The 19,997-nt window shown below is 64.2% G+C and carries 12 protein-coding genes; 7 read left to right on the top strand and 5 right to left on the bottom strand.

Features of this window, described 5'->3' with window-relative positions:
* The first annotated feature begins 976 nt into the window (after positions 1–976).
* The 6 genes from LXM88_RS27620 to LXM88_RS27645 all read left to right on the top strand — a co-directional run bounded on the left by LXM88_RS27620 (position 977) and on the right by LXM88_RS27645 (position 15,483).
* Positions 977–10,303: an ESPR-type extended signal peptide-containing protein gene (locus LXM88_RS27620; protein WP_262546943.1), complete on the top strand. Its 9,327-nt coding sequence runs from the start codon at positions 977–979 to the stop codon at positions 10,301–10,303.
* 124 nt (positions 10,304–10,427) lie between these two features.
* Entirely contained in the window at positions 10,428–11,105 is a 678-nt protein-coding gene (locus tag LXM88_RS27625; RefSeq protein WP_262546019.1) for an OmpA family protein, read from the top strand.
* Between the two features lie 403 nt (positions 11,106–11,508).
* Positions 11,509–12,654, top strand: coding sequence for a DUF2827 domain-containing protein (locus LXM88_RS27630; RefSeq protein WP_262546022.1), 1,146 nt, complete (start codon positions 11,509–11,511; stop codon positions 12,652–12,654).
* A 14-nt stretch (positions 12,655–12,668) separates the two neighbouring features.
* The gene (locus LXM88_RS27635) at positions 12,669–13,823 is read left to right on the top strand and encodes a DUF2827 domain-containing protein (RefSeq protein ID WP_262546024.1); all 1,155 of its coding nucleotides are present in this window, start codon (positions 12,669–12,671) and stop codon (positions 13,821–13,823) included.
* A 25-nt stretch (positions 13,824–13,848) separates the two neighbouring features.
* The gene (locus LXM88_RS27640; protein ID WP_262546026.1) at positions 13,849–14,316 is read left to right on the top strand and encodes a DUF4019 domain-containing protein; all 468 of its coding nucleotides are present in this window, start codon (positions 13,849–13,851) and stop codon (positions 14,314–14,316) included.
* 30 nt (positions 14,317–14,346) lie between these two features.
* Positions 14,347–15,483, top strand: coding sequence for a DUF2827 domain-containing protein (locus LXM88_RS27645; RefSeq protein WP_262546029.1), 1,137 nt, complete (start codon positions 14,347–14,349; stop codon positions 15,481–15,483).
* Between the two features lie 28 nt (positions 15,484–15,511).
* On the opposite strand, the gene LXM88_RS27650 is transcribed toward LXM88_RS27645, so the two are convergent.
* The 3 genes from LXM88_RS27650 to LXM88_RS27660 all read right to left on the bottom strand — a co-directional run bounded on the left by LXM88_RS27650 (position 15,512) and on the right by LXM88_RS27660 (position 17,038).
* On the bottom strand, positions 15,512–15,694 hold the full coding sequence (locus LXM88_RS27650; RefSeq protein ID WP_262546031.1) for a hypothetical protein: 183 nt from the start codon (positions 15,692–15,694) through the stop codon (positions 15,512–15,514).
* A gap of 30 nt (positions 15,695–15,724) precedes the next feature.
* Positions 15,725–16,141: a hypothetical protein gene (locus LXM88_RS27655; protein WP_262546033.1), complete on the bottom strand. Its 417-nt coding sequence runs from the start codon at positions 16,139–16,141 to the stop codon at positions 15,725–15,727.
* A gap of 93 nt (positions 16,142–16,234) precedes the next feature.
* Complete coding sequence (locus tag LXM88_RS27660) at positions 16,235–17,038, bottom strand: EAL domain-containing protein (RefSeq protein WP_262546035.1); 804 nt, start codon at positions 17,036–17,038, stop codon at positions 16,235–16,237.
* Between the two features lie 70 nt (positions 17,039–17,108).
* Between LXM88_RS27660 and LXM88_RS27665 the strand changes: the two genes are divergently transcribed.
* Complete coding sequence (locus tag LXM88_RS27665; protein WP_262546037.1) at positions 17,109–17,573, top strand: hypothetical protein; 465 nt, start codon at positions 17,109–17,111, stop codon at positions 17,571–17,573.
* Positions 17,574–17,818: 245 nt separating this feature from the next.
* On the opposite strand, the gene LXM88_RS27670 is transcribed toward LXM88_RS27665, so the two are convergent.
* Positions 17,819–18,961, bottom strand: a complete 1,143-nt coding sequence (locus tag LXM88_RS27670) for a DUF2827 domain-containing protein (protein WP_262546039.1) — start codon at positions 18,959–18,961, stop codon at positions 17,819–17,821.
* A gap of 521 nt (positions 18,962–19,482) precedes the next feature.
* Entirely contained in the window at positions 19,483–19,992 is a 510-nt protein-coding gene (gene tssJ / locus LXM88_RS27675) for a type VI secretion system lipoprotein TssJ (RefSeq protein WP_262546040.1), read from the bottom strand.
* Positions 19,993–19,997 lie beyond the last annotated feature (5 nt).

The raw sequence follows: 19,997 nt of genomic DNA on the forward strand, positions 1-19,997 counted from the left end.
GCGCGGCCGCGAGATGCGCGAGCCGGCACGTGCCGCGCGCTCGCCGGTGCGCGTCGACCTGCATCCACCTGTCGAATGTGGCGCGCCCGACACATTTACTCCTTCCCCTTTTTCTACCGGCGCTGCGATACGCGCGCCGCGCGCAGGACAAATTGTCGTACCCATGTTCAGACAATTCGAGAGCGGCGCCGCCGACGCCGACCAGCGTCTTTCACATCCCGTCGACACCAGGTGGGCAATCACGGCGGATACCGCCTCCCGGACCGGTTCGACACGCACTCGAACCCTGCCCGTATACCGACATTGCCGATATCGTCAATAGGACAAATCCGATAGTTGAATGCCACAAGCACTATCTGTCGCTTTGTATCAATTTTTTACAAATTCGACGAGCTAGCCGGCCCGGAACGCCCGCCACACGGGCAGCCTCGACGGACGAGATGCGCAAATCAGCACAGCCCGATATTCGCAACTTCATATTTAATTGATTTACCGATAATCAGATAATACAAAAGAAAATCCGACACAAAATCACAAATTAACAAATTAACGAGACGCTCAACATATTATCAATCCACACATCGCATTACATTACAAACATGTAATGAGTGACGTTTGCGCAAACGTTTGCTATTTCATTTGTCTTACTTTTAGACCATCAGCATGTGTTACCTACCGCACAAAACACTCTCAACTCATTGATTTTCATACAATTTCACGGCGCAGCAGCAGAAAAACCAAACCCTACACACAACATTCTTGTATCTTTCAAATTAATTCTTGGTCGATGTATCCAAACATGATGCATTGACCATCTTTTAACTTTCAAAACCTTCCATTTATCACTATTTGTCAATTCATAAAATCGACCTCCAATAAACTCCGCTCATCAATTTTGAGATTCGCGCGAGCGCACGGCATATTCCTCTAACGAAAGAGACCGGTGTGTAGCGTGCACATTTGGAGGTAGTAGGACATGAACCGCACATACCGCTCGATCTGGAACGAAGCTCTTGGCGCCTGGGTCGCGGCATCGGAAATCGATTCGGCACGGGGCAAGCCGAACAAGTCGGCCGTCGTGGTCGCCGTCGCCGCCGCACTGGCGATCGGCCTTCCGGGGCTCGCCGAGGCCAATACACTCACCACACTGCAGTCCTGCCTTACTGGAAGCAGCGGTGCGGTCGGCCGCGTCAACCCGGGCGGCACGCAAAACCAGGCTGGCGACGGTTCCGGCACTTACTCGATCGTGGCCGGATGTAACTCCAACGGCAACGGCTGGACCGGCGTCTCGGTATATGGCGCGTTCGCGCAGGCGACCGGCAACGGCGCCGTGGCGACCGGCATCCAGTCGTCCGCTGGCCTGTGGGGCGTCGCCGCCGGCCTTGAAACCACCGCCAGTGGCACCGGTGCAACAGCGCTCGGCTTCGGCTCGACGGCGAACGCGCTGAACTCCGTCGCGATCGGCGGCGCGGGCGGTAACGGCACGACGCCGCTGTCGCAAGCGAATTCGACCATCGCGTCCGGCGCGGGCTCGATCGCAATTGGCAGCAACGCAACGAAGGGCGCACAGTCGGCCGCTTCGGACAGCATCGCTGTCGGCGGGCAGTCGTCCGTCGCGTCGACCGCTACGTCGGGTATCGCGGTCGGCCGCGGTGCGACCGTCAATGGCGCGTTCGGCATTGCACAAGGCGACGGTGTCACCTCCGGCGCGACGGGTCAGAACGTGGCGATCGGCTCGTCCGGCACCACTGCCAACAGCGGCTCGGCCGCCGGCGGCGCGGTTGCGATCGGCCGCGGCCAGTCGGCGAGCGGCGACGGCGCGGTCGCGATCGGCGATCCGAACAGCGCAACCGGCACGGGTGCTCTGGCAATCGGCGCGAACAACACGTCGAACGGCCAGGGCGCTGTCGCGCTTGGCAATGCGAACTTGGCGACCGGCACGGGCGCCGTGGCGATCGGCAACGCCACCACGTCGAATGGCAGCTCCGTGGCGATCGGCAGCACCGCAACTGCCACGGGCACGAACGGCTCGATTGCAATCGGCAACTCGGTGACGTCGACCGGCACTGGATCGATAGCGATCGGCAACAGCGGGAGCTTCGGTGCCAAGGCCCTCGCCTCCGGTTCGGATGCAGTGGCACTCGGCAACGGCTCGACCGCGAGCGGGGCGGCAGGTTCGGTCGCCCTGGGTTCGAGCAGTGTGGCCACGAATTCGTTCGCGACCGCGTTGGGTGCAAACTCCAACGCGTCCGGCAGCGGATCCGTCGCGATTGCGCAAGGGTCCAGCGCTACAGCCACCAATGCCGTGGCGCTCGGTGTCAACTCGACGGCAAACGTAGCGAACTCGGTTGCCCTCGGCAACGGCTCGGTGACGAGCGCCACCGCGACGACGGCAACCGGCGGCACCGGGACGGTCAGCAGCACCACGATCGGCACTCAGACGTTCGGCACCTACGCCGGCGCGAGCGCGGCGAACGGTGTGGTCAGTGTCGGCGCGCCCGGCTCGGAACGCCGCATCCAGAACGTCGCGGCTGGCCTCGTCAGCGCAACCAGTACCGACGCCATCAACGGCAGCCAACTCTACTCGGTCGCGAGCACAACGACGTCGAGCATCACGAGTCTGTCGACGTCGGCATCGACCGGTCTGTCGTCGGCAAATAGCTCGATCTCGTCGCTGTCTACGTCGACCTCGACCGGCATCAATTCGCTGTCCACCGGCCTCAGCTCGGCCAACAGTTCGGTGACGTCGCTGTCCACGTCGACCTCGACGGGTCTCTCGTCGGCAAATAGCTCGATCTCGTCGCTGTCTACGTCGACCTCGACCGGCATCAATTCGCTGTCCACCGGCCTCAGCTCGGCCAACAGTTCGGTGACGTCGCTGTCCACGTCGACCTCGACGGGTCTCTCGTCGGCTAACAGTTCGATCACGTCGCTGTCGACTTCCACGTCGACCGGTCTGTCGTCGGCTAACAGCTCCATCACGTCGCTGTCCACGTCGACTTCAACCGGCATCAACTCGCTGTCCACCGGCCTCAGCTCGGCCAATAGCTCGGTCACGTCGCTTTCGACTTCGACGTCGACTGGCCTCTCGTCGGCGAATAGCTCGATCACCTCGCTGTCGACCTCGACCTCCACCGGTCTCTCGTCGGCCAACAGCTCGATCACCTCGCTTTCGACCTCCACGTCGACCGGTATTAACTCGCTGTCCACTGGCCTCAGCTCGGCCAACAGCTCAGTGACGTCGCTGTCCAGTTCGACCTCGACGGGTCTCTCGTCGGCCAACAGCTCGATCACCTCGCTGTCGACTTCCACGTCGACCGGCATTAACTCGCTGTCCACGGGCCTGAGCTCGGCCAACAGCTCAGTGACGTCGCTGTCCAGCTCGACTTCGACCGGCCTCTCGTCGGCGAACAGCTCCATCACGTCGCTGTCGACTTCCACGTCGACCGGTCTGTCGACGGCGAACAGCTCCATCACGTCGCTGTCCACGTCGACCTCGACCGGCATCAACTCGCTGTCCACTGGCCTGAGTTCGGCCAACAGCTCGGTGACGTCGCTGTCCACCTCGACCTCGACGGGTCTCTCGTCGGCCAACAGCTCGATCACCTCGCTGTCGACTTCCACGTCGACCGGCATTAACTCGCTGTCCACTGGCCTGAGCTCGACCAACAGCTCGGTAACGTCGCTGTCCAGCTCGACTTCGACCGGCCTGTCGTCGGCCAACAGCTCGATCACCTCGCTGTCGACCTCCGCGTCGACCGGCATTAACTCGCTGTCCACTGGCCTGAGCTCGACCAACAGCTCGGTAACGTCGCTGTCCAGCTCGACTTCGACCGGCCTGTCGTCGGCCAACAGCTCGATCACGTCGCTGTCGACTTCCACGTCGACCGGCCTGTCGTCGGCGAATAGCTCCATTACATCGCTGTCCACGTCGACCTCGACCGGCATCAACTCGCTGTCCACCGGCCTGAGCTCGGCCAACAGCTCGGTGACGTCGCTGTCCACCTCGACCTCGACGGGCCTCTCGTCGGCTAACAGTTCGATCACGTCGCTGTCGACTTCCACGTCGACCGGCCTGTCGTCGGCGAATAGCTCCATTACATCGCTGTCCACGTCGACCTCGACCGGCATCAACTCGCTGTCCACCGGCCTGAGCTCGGCCAATAGCTCAGTGACGTCGCTGTCCACCTCGACCTCGACTGGTCTCTCGTCGGCTAACAGCTCGATCACCTCGCTGTCGACTTCCACGTCGACCGGCATTAACTCGCTGTCCACGGGCCTGAGCTCGACCAACAGCTCGGTGACGTCGCTGTCCAGCTCAACTTCGACCGGCCTCTCGTCGGCTAACAGTTCGATCACGTCGCTGTCGACTTCCACGTCGACCGGCCTGTCGTCGGCGAATAGCTCCATCACATCGCTGTCCACGTCGACCTCGACCGGCATCAACTCGCTGTCCACGGGCCTGAGTTCGGCCAACAGCTCGGTAACGTCGCTGTCCACCTCGACCTCGACGGGTCTCTCGTCGGCCAACAGCTCCATCACTTCGCTGTCGACTTCCACGTCGACCGGTCTGTCGTCGGCAAATAGCTCCATCACGTCCCTGTCCACGTCGACCTCGACCGGCATCAACTCGCTGTCCACTGGCCTGAGCTCGGCCAACAGCTCGGTAACGTCGCTGTCCAGTTCGACCTCGACCGGCCTCTCGTCGGCTAACAGTTCCATCACGTCCCTGTCCACATCGACCTCGACTGGCATCAGCTCGCTGTCGACCGGCCTGAGCACGGTCACGGTCAAGACGGACAACCTCGGCAACAGCACGGCATCAGCACTCGGTGGCGGCTCCACGTACGACCCGACGACCGGGACGGTCTCCGCGCCGGCATACACGACTTACAACGCGAACGGCACGACGTCGACCGCCAACAGCGTCGGCTCGGCGATCAACAACATCAACAGCCAGGGCATCAAGTACTTCCACGCGAACTCGACCGGCCCCGACAGCACCGCGACCGGCACCGACGCCGTCGCCATCGGCAGCGGCGCCGTCGCTGGCACCAACAATTCGGTCGCGCTCGGCGCCAACTCGCAGACCGCCGCGGCCAATCCGACGAGCAGCGCGACCGTCAACGGCGTCACGTTCGGTGGATTCGCAGGCAACGCGCCGGTCGGCACCGTTAGCGTCGGCAGTCCGGGCAACGAGCGACAAATCACCAACGTCGCCGCCGGCCAGGTGACGCAGACCAGTACCGACGCGATCAACGGCAGCCAGCTCTATTCGGTTGCCCAACAGGTTGGTACCGCGACCAGCGCCATTTCGTCGCTGTCCACGTCGACTTCGACCGGCTTGTCGTCGGCTAACAGCTCCATCACGTCGCTGTCCACGTCGACTTCGACCGGCCTGTCGTCGGCAAACAGCTCGATCACGTCGTTGTCCACGTCGACCTCGACTGGCCTGTCGTCGGCCAACAGCTCGATCACCTCGCTGTCGACTTCGACCTCGACCGGTCTGTCGTCGACTAATAGCTCCATCACGTCGCTGTCGACCTCGACTTCGACCGGCATCAACTCGCTGTCCACGGGCCTCAGCTCGACCGATAGTTCGGTGACTTCGCTGTCGACCTCCACGTCGACGGGCCTGTCGTCGGCCAACAGCTCGATCACGTCGTTGTCCACCTCGACCTCGACGGGCCTGTCGTCGGCTAATAGCTCGATCACGTCGCTGTCGACCTCGACTTCGACCGGCATCAACTCGCTGTCCACGGGCCTCAGCTCGACCGATAGTTCGGTGACTTCGCTGTCGACCTCCACGTCGACCGGCTTGTCGTCGGCCAACAGCTCGATCACCTCGCTGTCCACCTCGACCTCGACCGGCCTCTCGTCGGCCAATAGCTCGATCACTTCGCTGTCGACCTCCACGTCGACGGGCCTGTCGTCGGCGAACAGCTCCATCACGTCGTTGTCCACCTCGACCTCGACTGGCTTGTCGTCGGCTAACAGCTCCATCACGTCGCTGTCCACGTCGACCTCGACCGGCTTGTCGTCAGCTAACAGCTCGATCACCTCGCTGTCGACTTCGACCTCGACCGGCCTGTCGTCGGCTAATAGCTCCATCACGTCGCTGTCGACCTCGACTTCGACCGGCATCAACTCGCTGTCCACCGGCCTCAGCTCGACGGATAGCTCGGTGACTTCGCTGTCGACTTCCACGTCGACGGGCCTGTCGTCCGCCAACAGCTCGATCACGTCGTTGTCCACCTCGACCTCGACTGGCCTCTCGTCGGCGAATAGCTCGATCACCTCGCTGTCGACCTCCGCGTCGACTGGCCTGTCGTCGGCCAACAGCTCCATCACGTCGCTGTCCACCTCGACCTCGACCGGCTTGTCGTCAGCTAACAGCTCGATCACCTCGCTGTCGACTTCGACCTCGACCGGCCTGTCGTCGGCCAATAGCTCGATCACGTCGTTGTCCACCTCGACGTCGACCGGCATCAACTCGCTGTCCACCGGCCTCAGCTCGACGGATAGCTCGGTGACTTCGCTGTCGACTTCCACGTCGACGGGCCTGTCGTCCGCCAACAGCTCGATCACGTCGTTGTCCACCTCGACCTCGACTGGCCTCTCGTCGGCGAATAGCTCGATCACCTCGCTGTCGACCTCCACGTCGACTGGCCTCTCGTCGGCGAACAGCTCGATCACCTCGCTGTCGACCTCCACGTCGACTGGCCTCTCGTCGGCGAACAGCTCCATCACGTCGCTGTCGACCTCGACTTCGACCGGCATCAATTCGCTGTCCACCGGCCTCAGCTCGACCGACAGCTCGGTGGCTTCGTTGTCGACTTCCACGTCGACCGGCTTGTCGTCGGCCAACAGCTCCATCACGTCGCTGTCCACGTCGACCTCGACCGGCCTGTCGTCGGCCAACAGCTCGATCACTTCGCTGTCCACCTCGACTTCGACTGGCATCAATTCGCTGTCCACCGGCCTCAGCTCGACCGACAGCTCGGTGACTTCGTTGTCGACTTCCACGTCGACCGGTCTGTCGTCCGCCAACAGCTCGATCACCTCGCTGTCCACGTCGACGTCGACCGGTCTGTCGTCGGCTAACAGCTCGATCACGTCGCTGTCGACCTCGACTTCGACTGGCCTCTCGTCGGCCAACAGCTCCATCACGTCGCTGTCGACCTCGACTTCGACGGGTATCAACTCGCTGTCCACGGGCCTCAGCTCGACCGACAGCTCGGTGGCTTCGTTGTCGACTTCCACGTCGACCGGCTTGTCGTCGGCCAACAGCTCGATCACTTCGCTGTCCACCTCGACCTCGACTGGCATCAACTCGCTGTCCACCGGCCTCAGCTCGACCGACAGCTCGGTGGCTTCGCTGTCGACCTCCACGTCGACCGGCCTGTCGTCCGCGAACAGCTCCATCACGTCGCTGTCGACCTCGACCTCGACCGGCATCAACTCGCTGTCCACCGGCCTCAGCTCGACCGACAGCTCGGTGACTTCGCTGTCGACTTCCACGTCGACCGGCTTGTCGTCCGCGAACAGCTCGATCACGTCGTTGTCCACGTCGACCTCGACGGGTATCAACTCGCTGTCGACGGGCCTGAGCTCGACGGATAGCTCGGTGGCTTCGTTGTCGACTTCCACGTCGACGGGTCTGTCGTCGGCGAACAGCTCGATTACGTCGCTGTCCACCTCGACTTCGACCGGCCTGTCGTCGGCGAACAGCTCGATCACGTCGCTGTCCACCTCGACCTCGACTGGCTTGTCGTCGGCAAACAGCTCGATCACTTCGCTGTCCACCTCGACTTCGACCGGTCTGTCGTCGGCAAACAGCTCGATCACTTCGCTGTCCACGTCAACGTCGACCGGCCTGTCATCGGCCAACAGCTCCATCACGTCTTTGTCCACCTCGACTTCGACGGGTCTGTCGTCGGCCAACAGCTCGATCACGTCGCTGTCCACCTCGACCTCGACCGGCCTGTCGTCGGCTAACAGCTCGATCGATTCGCTGTCCACGTCGACTTCGACGGGTCTGTCGTCCGCGAACAGCTCCATCACGTCGCTGTCCACCTCGACCTCGACCGGCCTGTCGTCGGCTAACAGCTCGATCACTTCGCTGTCCACGTCGACTTCGACCGGCATCAACTCGCTGTCCACCGGCCTCAGCTCGACCGACAGCTCGGTGGCCTCGTTGTCGACCTCGACCTCGACGGGTCTGTCGTCGGCCAACAGCTCCATCACGTCGCTGTCCACCTCGACGTCGACGGGCCTGTCGTCCGCCAACAGCTCGATCACCTCGCTGTCCACCTCGACCTCGACCGGCATCAACTCGCTGTCGACCGGCCTGAGCTCGACCAACAGCTCGGTGTCGTCGCTGTCGACTTCCACGTCGACGGGCCTGTCCTCGGCGAACAGCTCGATCACCTCGCTGTCGACCTCGACCTCGACCGGCCTGTCGTCCGCCAACAGCTCGATCACGTCGCTGTCCACGTCGACCTCGACCGGCATCAACTCGCTGTCCACCGGCCTGTCGTCGACCAACAGCACGATCCTGTCGCTGTCGACCTCGACTTCGACCGGCATCGGCTCGCTGTCCACCGGCCTGAGCTCGACGAACAGCTCCGTGACGTCGCTGTCCACGTCGACCTCGACCGCGATCAACGCCGCGAAGACGCACTACTACAGCGTCAACGACAACGGCACGCAGCAAGCCAACTACGACAACACTGGCGCGACGGGCACCAACGCCATCGCGGCAGGCGTCAACGCCAGCGCGGCGGGCGCAAGCAGCGTCGCGGTCGGCAACGGCTCGAACGCGCAGTCGGCAGGCGCGGTCGCGATCGGCCAGAGCGCATCGGCAACGGGCGGCAAGGCCGTGTCGATCGGCTCCGGCAACACCGCGACCGGCGACGGCGCGGTCGCGATCGGCGATCCGAGCATCGCGACGGGTACCGGCGCGGTAGCGCTGGGCGCGAACGACACGGCGACCGGCAACGGCGCAGTGGCGCTCGGCAACGCGAACACCGCGAACGGCGCCAGCGCGCTCGCCCTCGGCAGCTCGAACCAGGCCACCGCGGACAACACGATCGCGCTGGGCAGCCAGTCCACGGCCAGCGCGACCGGCGCACAGGCCTACGGCTCGGCTGCCAAGGCCACGGCCGCCGACGCGCTCGCCTTCGGCACGAACGCGCAAGCCAACGTCGCCAACTCGATCGCGCTCGGTGCGAATTCGGTCACGAGTGCAGCGAACCCGACGTCGAGCGCCACGATCGGCGGCGCCACGTACTTCTTCGCGGGCAGCTCGCCGGTCGGCGTGGTGAGCGTCGGCGCGCCGGGCGCGGAACGCCAGATCACGAACGTCGCCGCCGGCCAGATCTCGGCCAGCAGCACGGACGCGATCAACGGCAGCCAGCTCAACGCGACGAACAACGCAGTCAACGCGCTGTCGACGTCCACCGCATCGAACGTCGCGTCGCTGTCGACCGGCATCGGCTCGCTGTCGACCGGCCTGAGCTCGACGAACAGCTCGGTGACGTCGCTGTCCACGTCGACCTCGACCGCGATCAACTCGCTGTCGACCGGCCTGAGCTCGACGAACAGCAACGTCAACTCGCTGTCGACGTCGACCTCGACGGGCATCGGTTCGCTGTCCACCGGCCTGAGCTCGACGAACAGCAACGTGGCCTCGCTGTCGACCGGCGTGACGAACATCAGCAACACGCTGAACGCGCTGTCGACGACGATCAACAACAACACGACGCGTGCGCTGAACAGCAACGGCGTCGCCGCCGACATGAACGGTACCGGCAGCGATCACCCGACCGTCACCGCCGGCTCGAACTCGGTGGCGATCGGCGCGAATTCGACGGATGGCGGCCGTTCGAACGTGGTGTCGGTCGGCAGCGACACGCAGCAGCGCCAGATCGTGAACGTCGCACCGGGTACGCAGGGCACCGACGCGGTGAACGTGAACCAGCTGACGCAGGTGCAGACGACGCTGTCGACGGCACTGTCGGGCCAGCAGACGCAGATCAACTCGCTGGGTTCGCAACTGCAGCAGACCGACCAGATGGCGAAGCAAGGTATCGCGGCTGTCGGCGCGATGGCATCGATCCCGCAGCTCGATCGCGATGCCAACTTCGGTATGGGTGTCGGCACGTCGACCTTCCTCGGCCAGAAGGCGATGGCGGTCAACATGCAGGCCCGCATCACGGAGAACCTGAAGGCGTCGATCAACGGCGGCTTCAGCGGCGGTCAGAAGGTGATCGGCGCCGGCATGCTGTACCAGTGGAAGTAATGCATCGCGCCGCCAGGCCGTCCGGCTCGCCAGCCGGCCGGCCCGCGGCGGCCCCGACGGCAGGACGAGCCGGCCGCGCAACCCGCGGCCTGCCTCGGTCAACCCAAGTTTTAAGGACGTAATCGTGAACAAACTCGCTCTTGCACTCGCGCTTTCCGCAATGGCCCTCGCCGCGTGCTCGACCGCATCCGGCCCGACCTTCAGCGCCTCCGAACTGCAGCCGCGCGACGGCGTGCGCACCTTCCAGGTGGACTGCCACGGCCTGCTGTCCGGCCCGCAGACCTGCATGAAGGCTGCTCGCAAGATCTGCGGCGACCAGCCCGTGCGTGCCGTCGACTCGGCCCGCGCGCTGCGCGACAAATCCGATCCGGCGACGCTGGTCTTCCAGTGCGGCGCCGCACCGGCCGCACCCGCCGAGGCTGCCGCGGCCTCGGCCGCCGAACCGGCGCCTGCCGTCGTCGAACGCGTGAACCTGTCGGGCGACGCGCTGTTCGCGACCGACCACGCGACGCTCGCACCGACCGCGCGCGAATCGCTCGACCGGCTGCTGAGCGAGCGCGCAGACCGCACGTACTCGCAGGTGACGGTTACCGGTTTTACCGATTCGGTGGGCAGCGACGACTACAACCTCGCACTGTCGAAGCGCCGCGCCGAGTCGGTTGCCGCGTACCTGAAGGCGCACGGACTGAAGACCGACACGCTGACGGTCACGGGCCGCGGCAAGGCCGATCCGGTCGCGTCCAACGCGACACCCGAAGGCCGCGCCAGCAACCGCCGCGTCGAAATCCAGCTGCGGCACTGATCGGGCGGCCGCCGCGAGCGGCGGCCCGATCCGGCCGGCCGCCAGCGCCGCGCCGGACATCCTCCTGACATCCGCCTGACAACGCGAACGCCGCTGCGCCGGCACCCCGCTCCCGTTGGTCGGCGACTATGTCAAAGTTCGTCACGTCCCCCACAAACCGGCGATTTCCGTGCCACAATCGCCGCAGACAGTCGCCGGGGCAGCCTGCCCGGATCGCGCGCCGTGCCAGGCGTGCCCGACGATACGCCGGAATCCGGCTGCCGCCCTCGCGAACCATGTCGCCCGATTCGCCTGCCGCGCCGCACCGGCGCGAATGCAATCATGACAATCCACGGCGCGCCGCTTCCGGGCCAGACGCTCGACGCCATGCCCGAACGCACGACGCCGCAGAGGAAACCAACCGGTGACGGACATCAATGAAGCCGCCGCGGGCGGCACCCGCAAGCAACGGCCGGCCGTCGGCATCTCGCTGTTTGCGCGGGACGGCCAGGCGATCTGGGAAAACGGCATTCATCAGAACATCGCGTTCCTCGCGATGATGCTCAAGCGCTCGGATCGCGTCGGCGCGGTTTATTTCCTGAACGGCGGCGACGCGAACGCACTACCGGCCGGCCTCGAACTCGACGGCCTGGACATCCCGCTCGTGAAGCCCGCCGACGTCACGCACGAACTCGACGTCGTGATCGAAATGGGCGCGCAGTTGCCGGTCGAATGGCTCAGGCACATGAAGGCGCTCGGCAAGAAAATCGCCGCGTTCTTCTGCGGGCACGTGTATGCCGGCCTGTGCGAAACCCCGATCTTCGAAAAACCGTCGGGGCACATCTTCAACGGCGCGCCGTTCGACGAAGTGTGGCTGCTGCCGCAGTACGACAAGACCGCGGCGCCGATGCTGCAGACCATCCTGCGCGCGCCCGTCCATCTGATGCCGCACATCTGGTCGCCGTACTTCCTCGATCGCCGCGTCGCCGCGCTCGCCAGCGAAGGCGCGACGTTCGGCTACCAGCCCGGCAGCCGCCCGTGGCGCCTGGCGATGCTCGAACCGAACATCTCGGTCGCCAAGTCCTGCCACTACCCGATGCTCGCGTGCGACGAGTTCTACCGTGCGCGGCCGGACGCGGTGCAACACATGTTCGTCGTCAACTCGATGCACATGAAGGCGCATCCGACCTTCGTGCACTTCGCGAACAGCCTCGATCTCGTGCGCCAGCACAAGGCGACCTTCGAGCCGCGCATCGACCTGCCGGGCTTCATGGCGCGCCACGCGGATGCGGTCGTGTCGCACCACTGGGAAAACGGGCAGAACTATCTGTATTACGACGTGCTGTACGGCGGCTACCCGCTGATCCACAACTCGACGCTGATCGGCGATGCCGGCTATTACTACCCGGACTTCGACTCGGCCGCCGGCGGCCGCGCGCTGCTCGACGCGTGGCTGCATCACGACGAACGCCTCGACGACTACCGCACGAAAGCCGGCCGGCTGCTGCAGTCGGTCTCGATCGACAACCCCGCGAACCTCGACGCGTTCGTCTCGCGTCTGGTCGCCTGAACCGGAGAATACGCATGTCGGACTCCAATGCCCGTCAAGCGCCCGGCGAGGGCAAGCGTCTCGTCGTCGGCGTGTCGCTGTTCGTGCGCGGCGCCGGCCAGTCGCTGTGGGAAAACGGCATTTTCCAGAACTGCCTGCTGCTGATCCTGCTGCTGCGCCAGTCGCCGCTCGTCGCGGAAGCCGTGATGGTGAACGGCGGCGAACAGGTCGCCGATCCGCAGATGATGCTCGGCGAATGGGACGTGCCGCTGCTGTCGATGGACGAAGCGCTGCAACGCTGCGACGTGCTGATCGAAATGAGCGCGCAGTTCGGCGCGGATTACCTGCGCGCGTTCCGCGACCGCGGCGGCAAAGTCGTCACGATGCGGGTCGGCAACGACTACGTGATCGACATCGAACGCGCGATGTTCGACAAGCCGTCGGGCTTCCTGTTCTCGGGCGCGCCGTACGACGCGGTGTGGACGATTCCCGAATTCGAGCGCTCGTGCCTGCACTATTACCAGACGGGCCTGCGTGCGCCGGTCACGATCGTCCCGCACATCTGGCACCCGATGCTGTTCGACAAGGCGCGCGCGACGCTCGGCGCCGGTTTGTCGTTCGGCTATCAGCCCGGCAAGCCGCGCTGGCGCGTGACGATGTTCGAGCCGAACATCTGCATGGTGAAGACGAGCATCATCCCGATGCTGGTGACGGAAGAGGCGTACCGCGCCAATCCGCAGTTCCTCGAGTTCGTGCGCGTGTGCAACACGATCCACATCAAGGAGCACGCAACCTTCGTCCACTTCGCGAAGAGCCTCGACATCGTGAACCACGGGATCACGACGTTCGAAAGCCGATATGCGGTGTACGAATTCATGGCCGCGTACGGCGACGCAGTGGTGTCGCACACGTGGGAAAACGCGCAGAACTACCTGTATTACGAACTGCTGTACGGCGACTATCCGCTGATCCACAACTCGCCGTTCCTCGGCAAGGCCGGGTATTTCTATCCGGACTTCGACTGCCAGGCCGGCGGCCGCGCGCTGCTGCAGGCATTCGCCGAGCACGACGCGAACCTGGAAGCCTACCGCGAGCAATCGAAGCACGTGCTCAGTTCGGTCAGCATCTATAACCCCGAGAACGTCGCCGCCTATACGGACGCGATCGCCACTCTCTATCGCGACGCGTGACGCGCCGCCCTTTCCCGACCCCGACATGAACGTACGCACGACCCTCACCCGCGCCAAATGGCTGATCGGCTGCGCCGCCGCTTCGATCGCGATCGGCGCGCACGCGCAATCCGCCGGCGAATCGGCCGACACGCTGCTTCGCGACTCGGATGCAGTGTTCAAGCAGCTCGACGCCGGCCAGTACGGCGCGGTGTGGAGCGATGCCGCCGCATTCGTGAAGGCGCGCATCAAGCAGGACCAGTTCGCGGCGGACATGCAGCGGGCCCGCCAGTCCGTCGGTGCGGTCGGCCATCGCGGCTGGGCGCAAATCACGCGCATCCGCTATACGAATGCAGCGGCGATGCCCGACGGGCTCTACGCGAACGTCGACTATGCAACCACGCTGACGAACGGCACAACCGCGTTCGAGAAGCTGAGCTTCCGCCTCGACGACGACGGCCGCTGGCACCTGACGGGCTACGTGCCGCGCCAGTCGCAAGGCGCCGTGCAGTAAGCCGCTCACCGCCCGCCTCACGGAGCCGATATGAAACTCAATGTCGCGATAACGATGAACGTGCAGCGCGACGCGACGCAGTCGATCTGGTACAACGGCGCGAACCAGCATTGCGTGTTCCTGTACATGCTGTTGAAGCAGTCGCCGCTGATCGGCGAGGTCTGGCTCGCGCACGACGACGGCATCACCGAGTATCCGCAGGCGCTGATGATGGACGCGTTCGGCGACGCGCTGCGGCCGCTGTCGGCCATCGTCCACCAGACCGACCTGCTGATCGAGATGAACGCGTTCGTCGACCCGACGCACACGGACGTCGTGCGCCAGCGCGGCGGCAAGTGCGTGTCGTACCGCTTCGGCAACGACTACGTGATCGCGGTCGAGACGATCAACTTCGAGAAGAACGACTGGCGGCCGAACCCGCACCGCGTGCAGTTCGACGAGATCTGGACCAACCCGCAGCACATGCATACGTGCGCGGCCTATTTCCAGGCCGTGTATCGCGCGCCGGTGATCGAGCTGCCGCATATCTGGTCGCCGTATTTCATCGAGCGCAGCCTCGATGCCGACCCCGAACTGAAAGCCCGCTTCGGCTACCGCAACCACGGCCCGGCAAAGCGCATCGCGTTCTTCGAACCGAACCTGAATGTCGTGAAGAGTTCGATCGTGCCGATGCTCGCCGCGAACGCGTGCTACGTCGAGCATCCGGAGCTCGTCGAGCACGTGTACATGACCAACACGTTCGACAAGAAGGAAAACGTCGCCTTCAAGCATCTCGCGCTCGGGCTCGAGATGGTGCGCGACGGCAAGGCGACGGCCGACGTGCGCGCGCCGTTCGTCGCGTGGGCCGCGCATCACACCGACATCGTCGTGTCGCACCACTGGGAAAACGGCCTCAATTACCTGCTGTACGACGCGCTGTACGGCAACTACCCGCTCGTGCACAACTCGCCGTTCCTGCGCGACGTCGGCTACTACTACCCGGACTTCGAGATCTTCGACGCGGCGCGCGCGATCGCGACCGCCGCGCAGACGCACGACGCGCGGCTCGACGACTACGCGGCGGCCGCCCGCCGCTGCCTGCACCAGGTCGACGCGCTCGCCGAACACAACGTCCGCGCGTATTCCGCGCAGATCCAGCAGCTGTTCGCCGGCCGCGCGCCCGGCTGACCGCATTCGCACGCGTCCCGCCCATCAATCAGATCGCCAGCAGTTTCGTCGTGGTCGATTCGATCCACGGCCGTTCGTCATCAACCGGCACTGTGCGCTGCAAGCCGAGGCGCTGATCAAGACCGGCCGGCCGCATGCCGACCCGCACGTGCGCCGGATGCGGCAGCGCCTGCTCACGCCAATCACGAGCCCTTCTGGTGGCCAGCCCCACGAACGATTTTTCCAGACAGGGGAACGTGCCCTACACCAGCACCCGAGCGCCGCTTTGCGCGGCGAATGCGCGGCCATGCCGCCGCCCCGTGCGTGCGAGCACGGCGAAGCAACGGGCCGCCGGCCGGCTTGCGCCGCCGGATTGCTTCACGAGACTGTCGGATACGCCGCGCGCGATCGCCGAATCGTCGCCGCACGCACCCGCGATGACACCCGCGTAATAGTGCCGCGCCGCCAGCTCGCAGCCGTTGGCGTCGAGCGGCGTCATCCGCTGAATGCGGCACACGACGGCCTTCAGGCCGTCGAGATACGGCGTGACGTCGATCGGCACATCGGTCGATTCGGCGCCCAGTTGCCACAGCATGTCGGCCAGTTCGGCGATCGCGACGAGGTCGCACGCATCCGTCGCCTGCGTGCCCGTTCCGCCTCCGGCCTTCGTCTCCGCCATGCCCACGCCCCTTTGCGATTCGTCCCGGCCACGCGCCGGCCCCGCCCGACTGCGGCGCGCATTACGCACGCCGCCCCGCCTGTTCCCGCGCCGTCACGCGGCGGCCGGCGACCGCCATGAAAACCGGATGCCCTGCGCCCATGTGACGCCGGCATCCAGGATGATCTGCCGGTCGATCTCGCTCTCCACGCCTTCGACGACGACGTGCCGCGCCCCTTCATGCGCGAACGCGATCAGCCTGCGGAACTGATAGCGCCCGATCGAGTTGCGCTTGATCATTGACAGGATCGACCGGTCGAGCTTCACGATGTCCGGATTGCCGACCACCAGATTGTTCAGCGCGCTGAAACCGACGCCGAAATCGTCGATCGCGATCCGGCTTCCGGCCTGCCGGAAGCGGTTCACGAACGACCGGCCCGCGACGGGATTCAGCGGCCCCGTCTCCGTGATCTCGACCACCAGCCGCGCCGCGACCGACGGCTCGCGCTCGAGCCGCCTGAAAATCGCCAGCCACGCATCGTCGACGACCGCGCTCGCCGCCGTGACGTTGCAACCGTAGACGGCGGCCGGATCGGCGCGCAGCTCGTCGATCGTCCGGCTCACGACGAGCCGGTCGAACCAGCGCATCAGCCCGAGCGCCTCGAGGCGCGGCAGGAACGCAATCGGCGGCAGCACGTCGCGCTCGCCCCAGCGCAACCGCGCCAGGCACTCGTGGTACAGCACGCCGCCCGACAGGTCGGAACGGCACACCGGCTCTTGCGCGAACCCGAGCCGGCTTTCCACGAAACTGCGTACCGACGCGAGATCGGGATGATCGGCGGGTGCGCCGAACACGCGATCGATTTCGTCACGATTCGCTTCCCGATTCGCCTCCAGGCGAGCTTCGACCGCATTCATCCGGCGCTCCGGCAAATGGCGAGCCGCCGAAGACGGCTCGACCTCAACAAACATGCGGAGCGAACCGACCATGACGCGCTCCGCCGCCTACCCGGCCCATTCTGTTATGTCGATTTTTTCCGGGAGCGTACTTATCGTTTCGGCGCGCCGTCAAATTCGATATTGTCAACGACATTCGTTTACCGGGAATACACCATATCCGCGCAACACCGACAGTGCGACAGGTTACACAACGCGAATTACGGAACCCCAATCAAGAATTCGTTTATTTTTTTCGTCTGAACAACTTAATCCGAATCGTTTTCCCGCGACATGCCACTCTCGCAAATCGCGTTTTTCAATTGATCAGATAAATATCGGCCCGCAAAGCGCCGACCGCATTCAATGCCAGCCCACCGCCGTGGCTGGTTGCCCAGGCCATCACCCGCTGAAAACCTGCCGCCGCGTGTCATTCGATCATCGCAGCATTCAATTTCCACGTTTCAAACGATATTGCGCAACTTCAAAACAGAATCAAACTGCCTTGAGTCCATAATATCGCGTTTAATTATATGATGATTATCGATCGAACCAAATTTAACAATCTTTCTGACTCGTTAACCTATAAACTTGTTTTCGACGGACTTCCCTCGGAGCCGTCAATTTCGTGCCTTCAAAAACCGTCGACCCGAACGGGTTCGACGGTTCTTTTTTAACGGCACTGTTTCATCAGACTATCAGGGTGGGACAACCCCGATGACGGCCTGCGGCGCAACGTGTATGCGCCGCTGAAAACGGACCTTATACGGTCGTCGCGCCGATCAGGTTCGCGAGCAGCGCGTCGTATTCGGCGACGAGTGCGGGGTTCGCCGACGTATAGCGCCTGAGGATGTCGCGCTGGCGCCGCGTGTACGCTTCCCAGTCGTCGTCATGCGTATGCAGCGCGCGCAGCAGTGCATCGGCGCCCTGCTGCACGTCGTTGTCCGGATAGTAGTAGCCGAGATCGGGCGCGAGGCTCGCGTTGTGCACGAGCGGATAGCCCTGCCAGCACACGTCGAAATAGAAGTAGTTGAGCGGGTTCGACCATTGATGCGACACGACGATATCGGTCAGGTCGGCCAGGAACAGCGGCGTATCGAAGCGCCCGACGAAGCTCGCCTTGCCCGCGCGCACGATGTCCAGGTAGTTCATCAGCATCACGAACTCGGGGCTGTCGTGCGCGAGGCGATCGGCGTTCGTCACGTGCGCGAAGCAGATCGCATCGGGGTCGCGGCGATACGCCTCGTCGATGATCAGCATCGGATACACGCAGAATTTCACGACGTTGTGGTTCGGCTCCATCACCGTCAGCCGCTTGCCCGGCTCGCTGCGCGGCCGGTATTCGCCGCGCTCCGGCAGCGATTGTGCGCGTGCGCTCAGGAACATCGGATCCCACACGAACGGCACGACGCGCCCCGGGCAGCGGCGCAGCGACTGCAGGAACGGCAGCGACGACGGCGCGATCTGCGGGATCGCCCATACCTCGTCGTAACCGCGGTTGATGAAGAGCGAATCCCACATCCGGCGGCCGAACAGCATCGACTCCATCGCGTTGATGTACTCGACGCCGCAGCAGTAGCTGACGAGCTTCGCGTCGCGCGCTTTCAGGTAGGCCGTCTGCTCGCCGTCGACCTGCCCGCCGAGCTCGATCACCACGTCGAGCGAATCCTTCATGTCGGCGAATGCGCGCGTGTCGTACACGGCGCGATCCCACGGCAGCGCGTCGGTGAGCGGCACGTCGGTCGTGTTGACCAGCGTCACGCGGTAGCCGTGCGGCGACGCCATCAGCAGCTTCGCGAGAAACAGCGCGTTCTGCTTGATGCCGTTGATCCACAGGCTTTCGTCGGGGGCACGCAATCCGATCGTGATACCGATGCGCAGGCCGTTCAGGGCAGGAGACGTCATCGTCGGCGGGATGGGAGGTTGGATGGGAATGGAATCCACGCAGTGTAGCGCGCGTAGCGCCGCCCGCGTCAAGCGGCGGCGGCAAGCGGGCATTCTAGCGAATCGCCGGCGGGCACACTGTCATGGATGGTTAGCGCCAGGCACGCGCGGCGCGGGCTGATAACACGGTCCACTGGCGGATGAGTCTGGACGGGCGATCCGGAGCCGATCGGGGACGCGTTTCCAACGAATGAGGCACCCGTGGCCGCCGAGGTACAGGCGACGTTGACTGCCGGTGGGCGGCAAGTTGGCGGGGATGCTTGATGATCTCGGACGATCATCGATTTGAACGAATCCCGAATCCGCTCGATGGCGCAGGTGCAAGCGATCCTCGACGGCACCCCAACGCTGGACCTGGTACCCGCGGCAAGCCCGGACGAACGCCGTGAATGGGTCGCGTCGGTGCTCCGGCGCTTTCGCTATCGCCAGATCACATCAGGCATTCCCTCGCCGACGATCAAGCTCTCGAAACTGCACCTCGTTCACGGCACCAATTCCATCCGATTGCCGGTCACGATCAGCTTGACCGGATCAGTCTTCTTCCATTGCGATTTCGGAATCACCAGTTGCCACTCGGCACCCGCTTGATCACGAAAGAATCCCGCAACACCGACAGCTTGCGCATCATCCGCCATGGGCGCAGACAGCTTCACCGTGGCGTCAGGCCCGAGCGTGGTTTCCATGCTGCCGAGCAGATCGACCTTCAGCAACGCCCCTTCGTCATCGAGCAGCTGGGCGTAACTCGCCTTTTCGAAGACCTTCGCATCCTTCAACTGGTAGACGCGCACCACAACCGGTAACGATTGGCCTTGCTCGTTTTCGTTGAGTGCGGAACGGCTTTCGATCACCAGATTCATCCGCTTGACCTTCGCGATGAATACCGCGCGCGTCGTATCGACCGTCGTATCCTTCACCGACTGCCACATGCCGCAGCCAGACATCGACGCGACCGTCAGCGCACCGACCGCTACCAGTCGAATGCTTCGCATCATCCGAT

The sequence above is a fragment of the Burkholderia sp. S-53 genome (genome assembly GCF_025560745.1).
GTDB lineage: Bacteria > Pseudomonadota > Gammaproteobacteria > Burkholderiales > Burkholderiaceae > Burkholderia > Burkholderia pyrrocinia.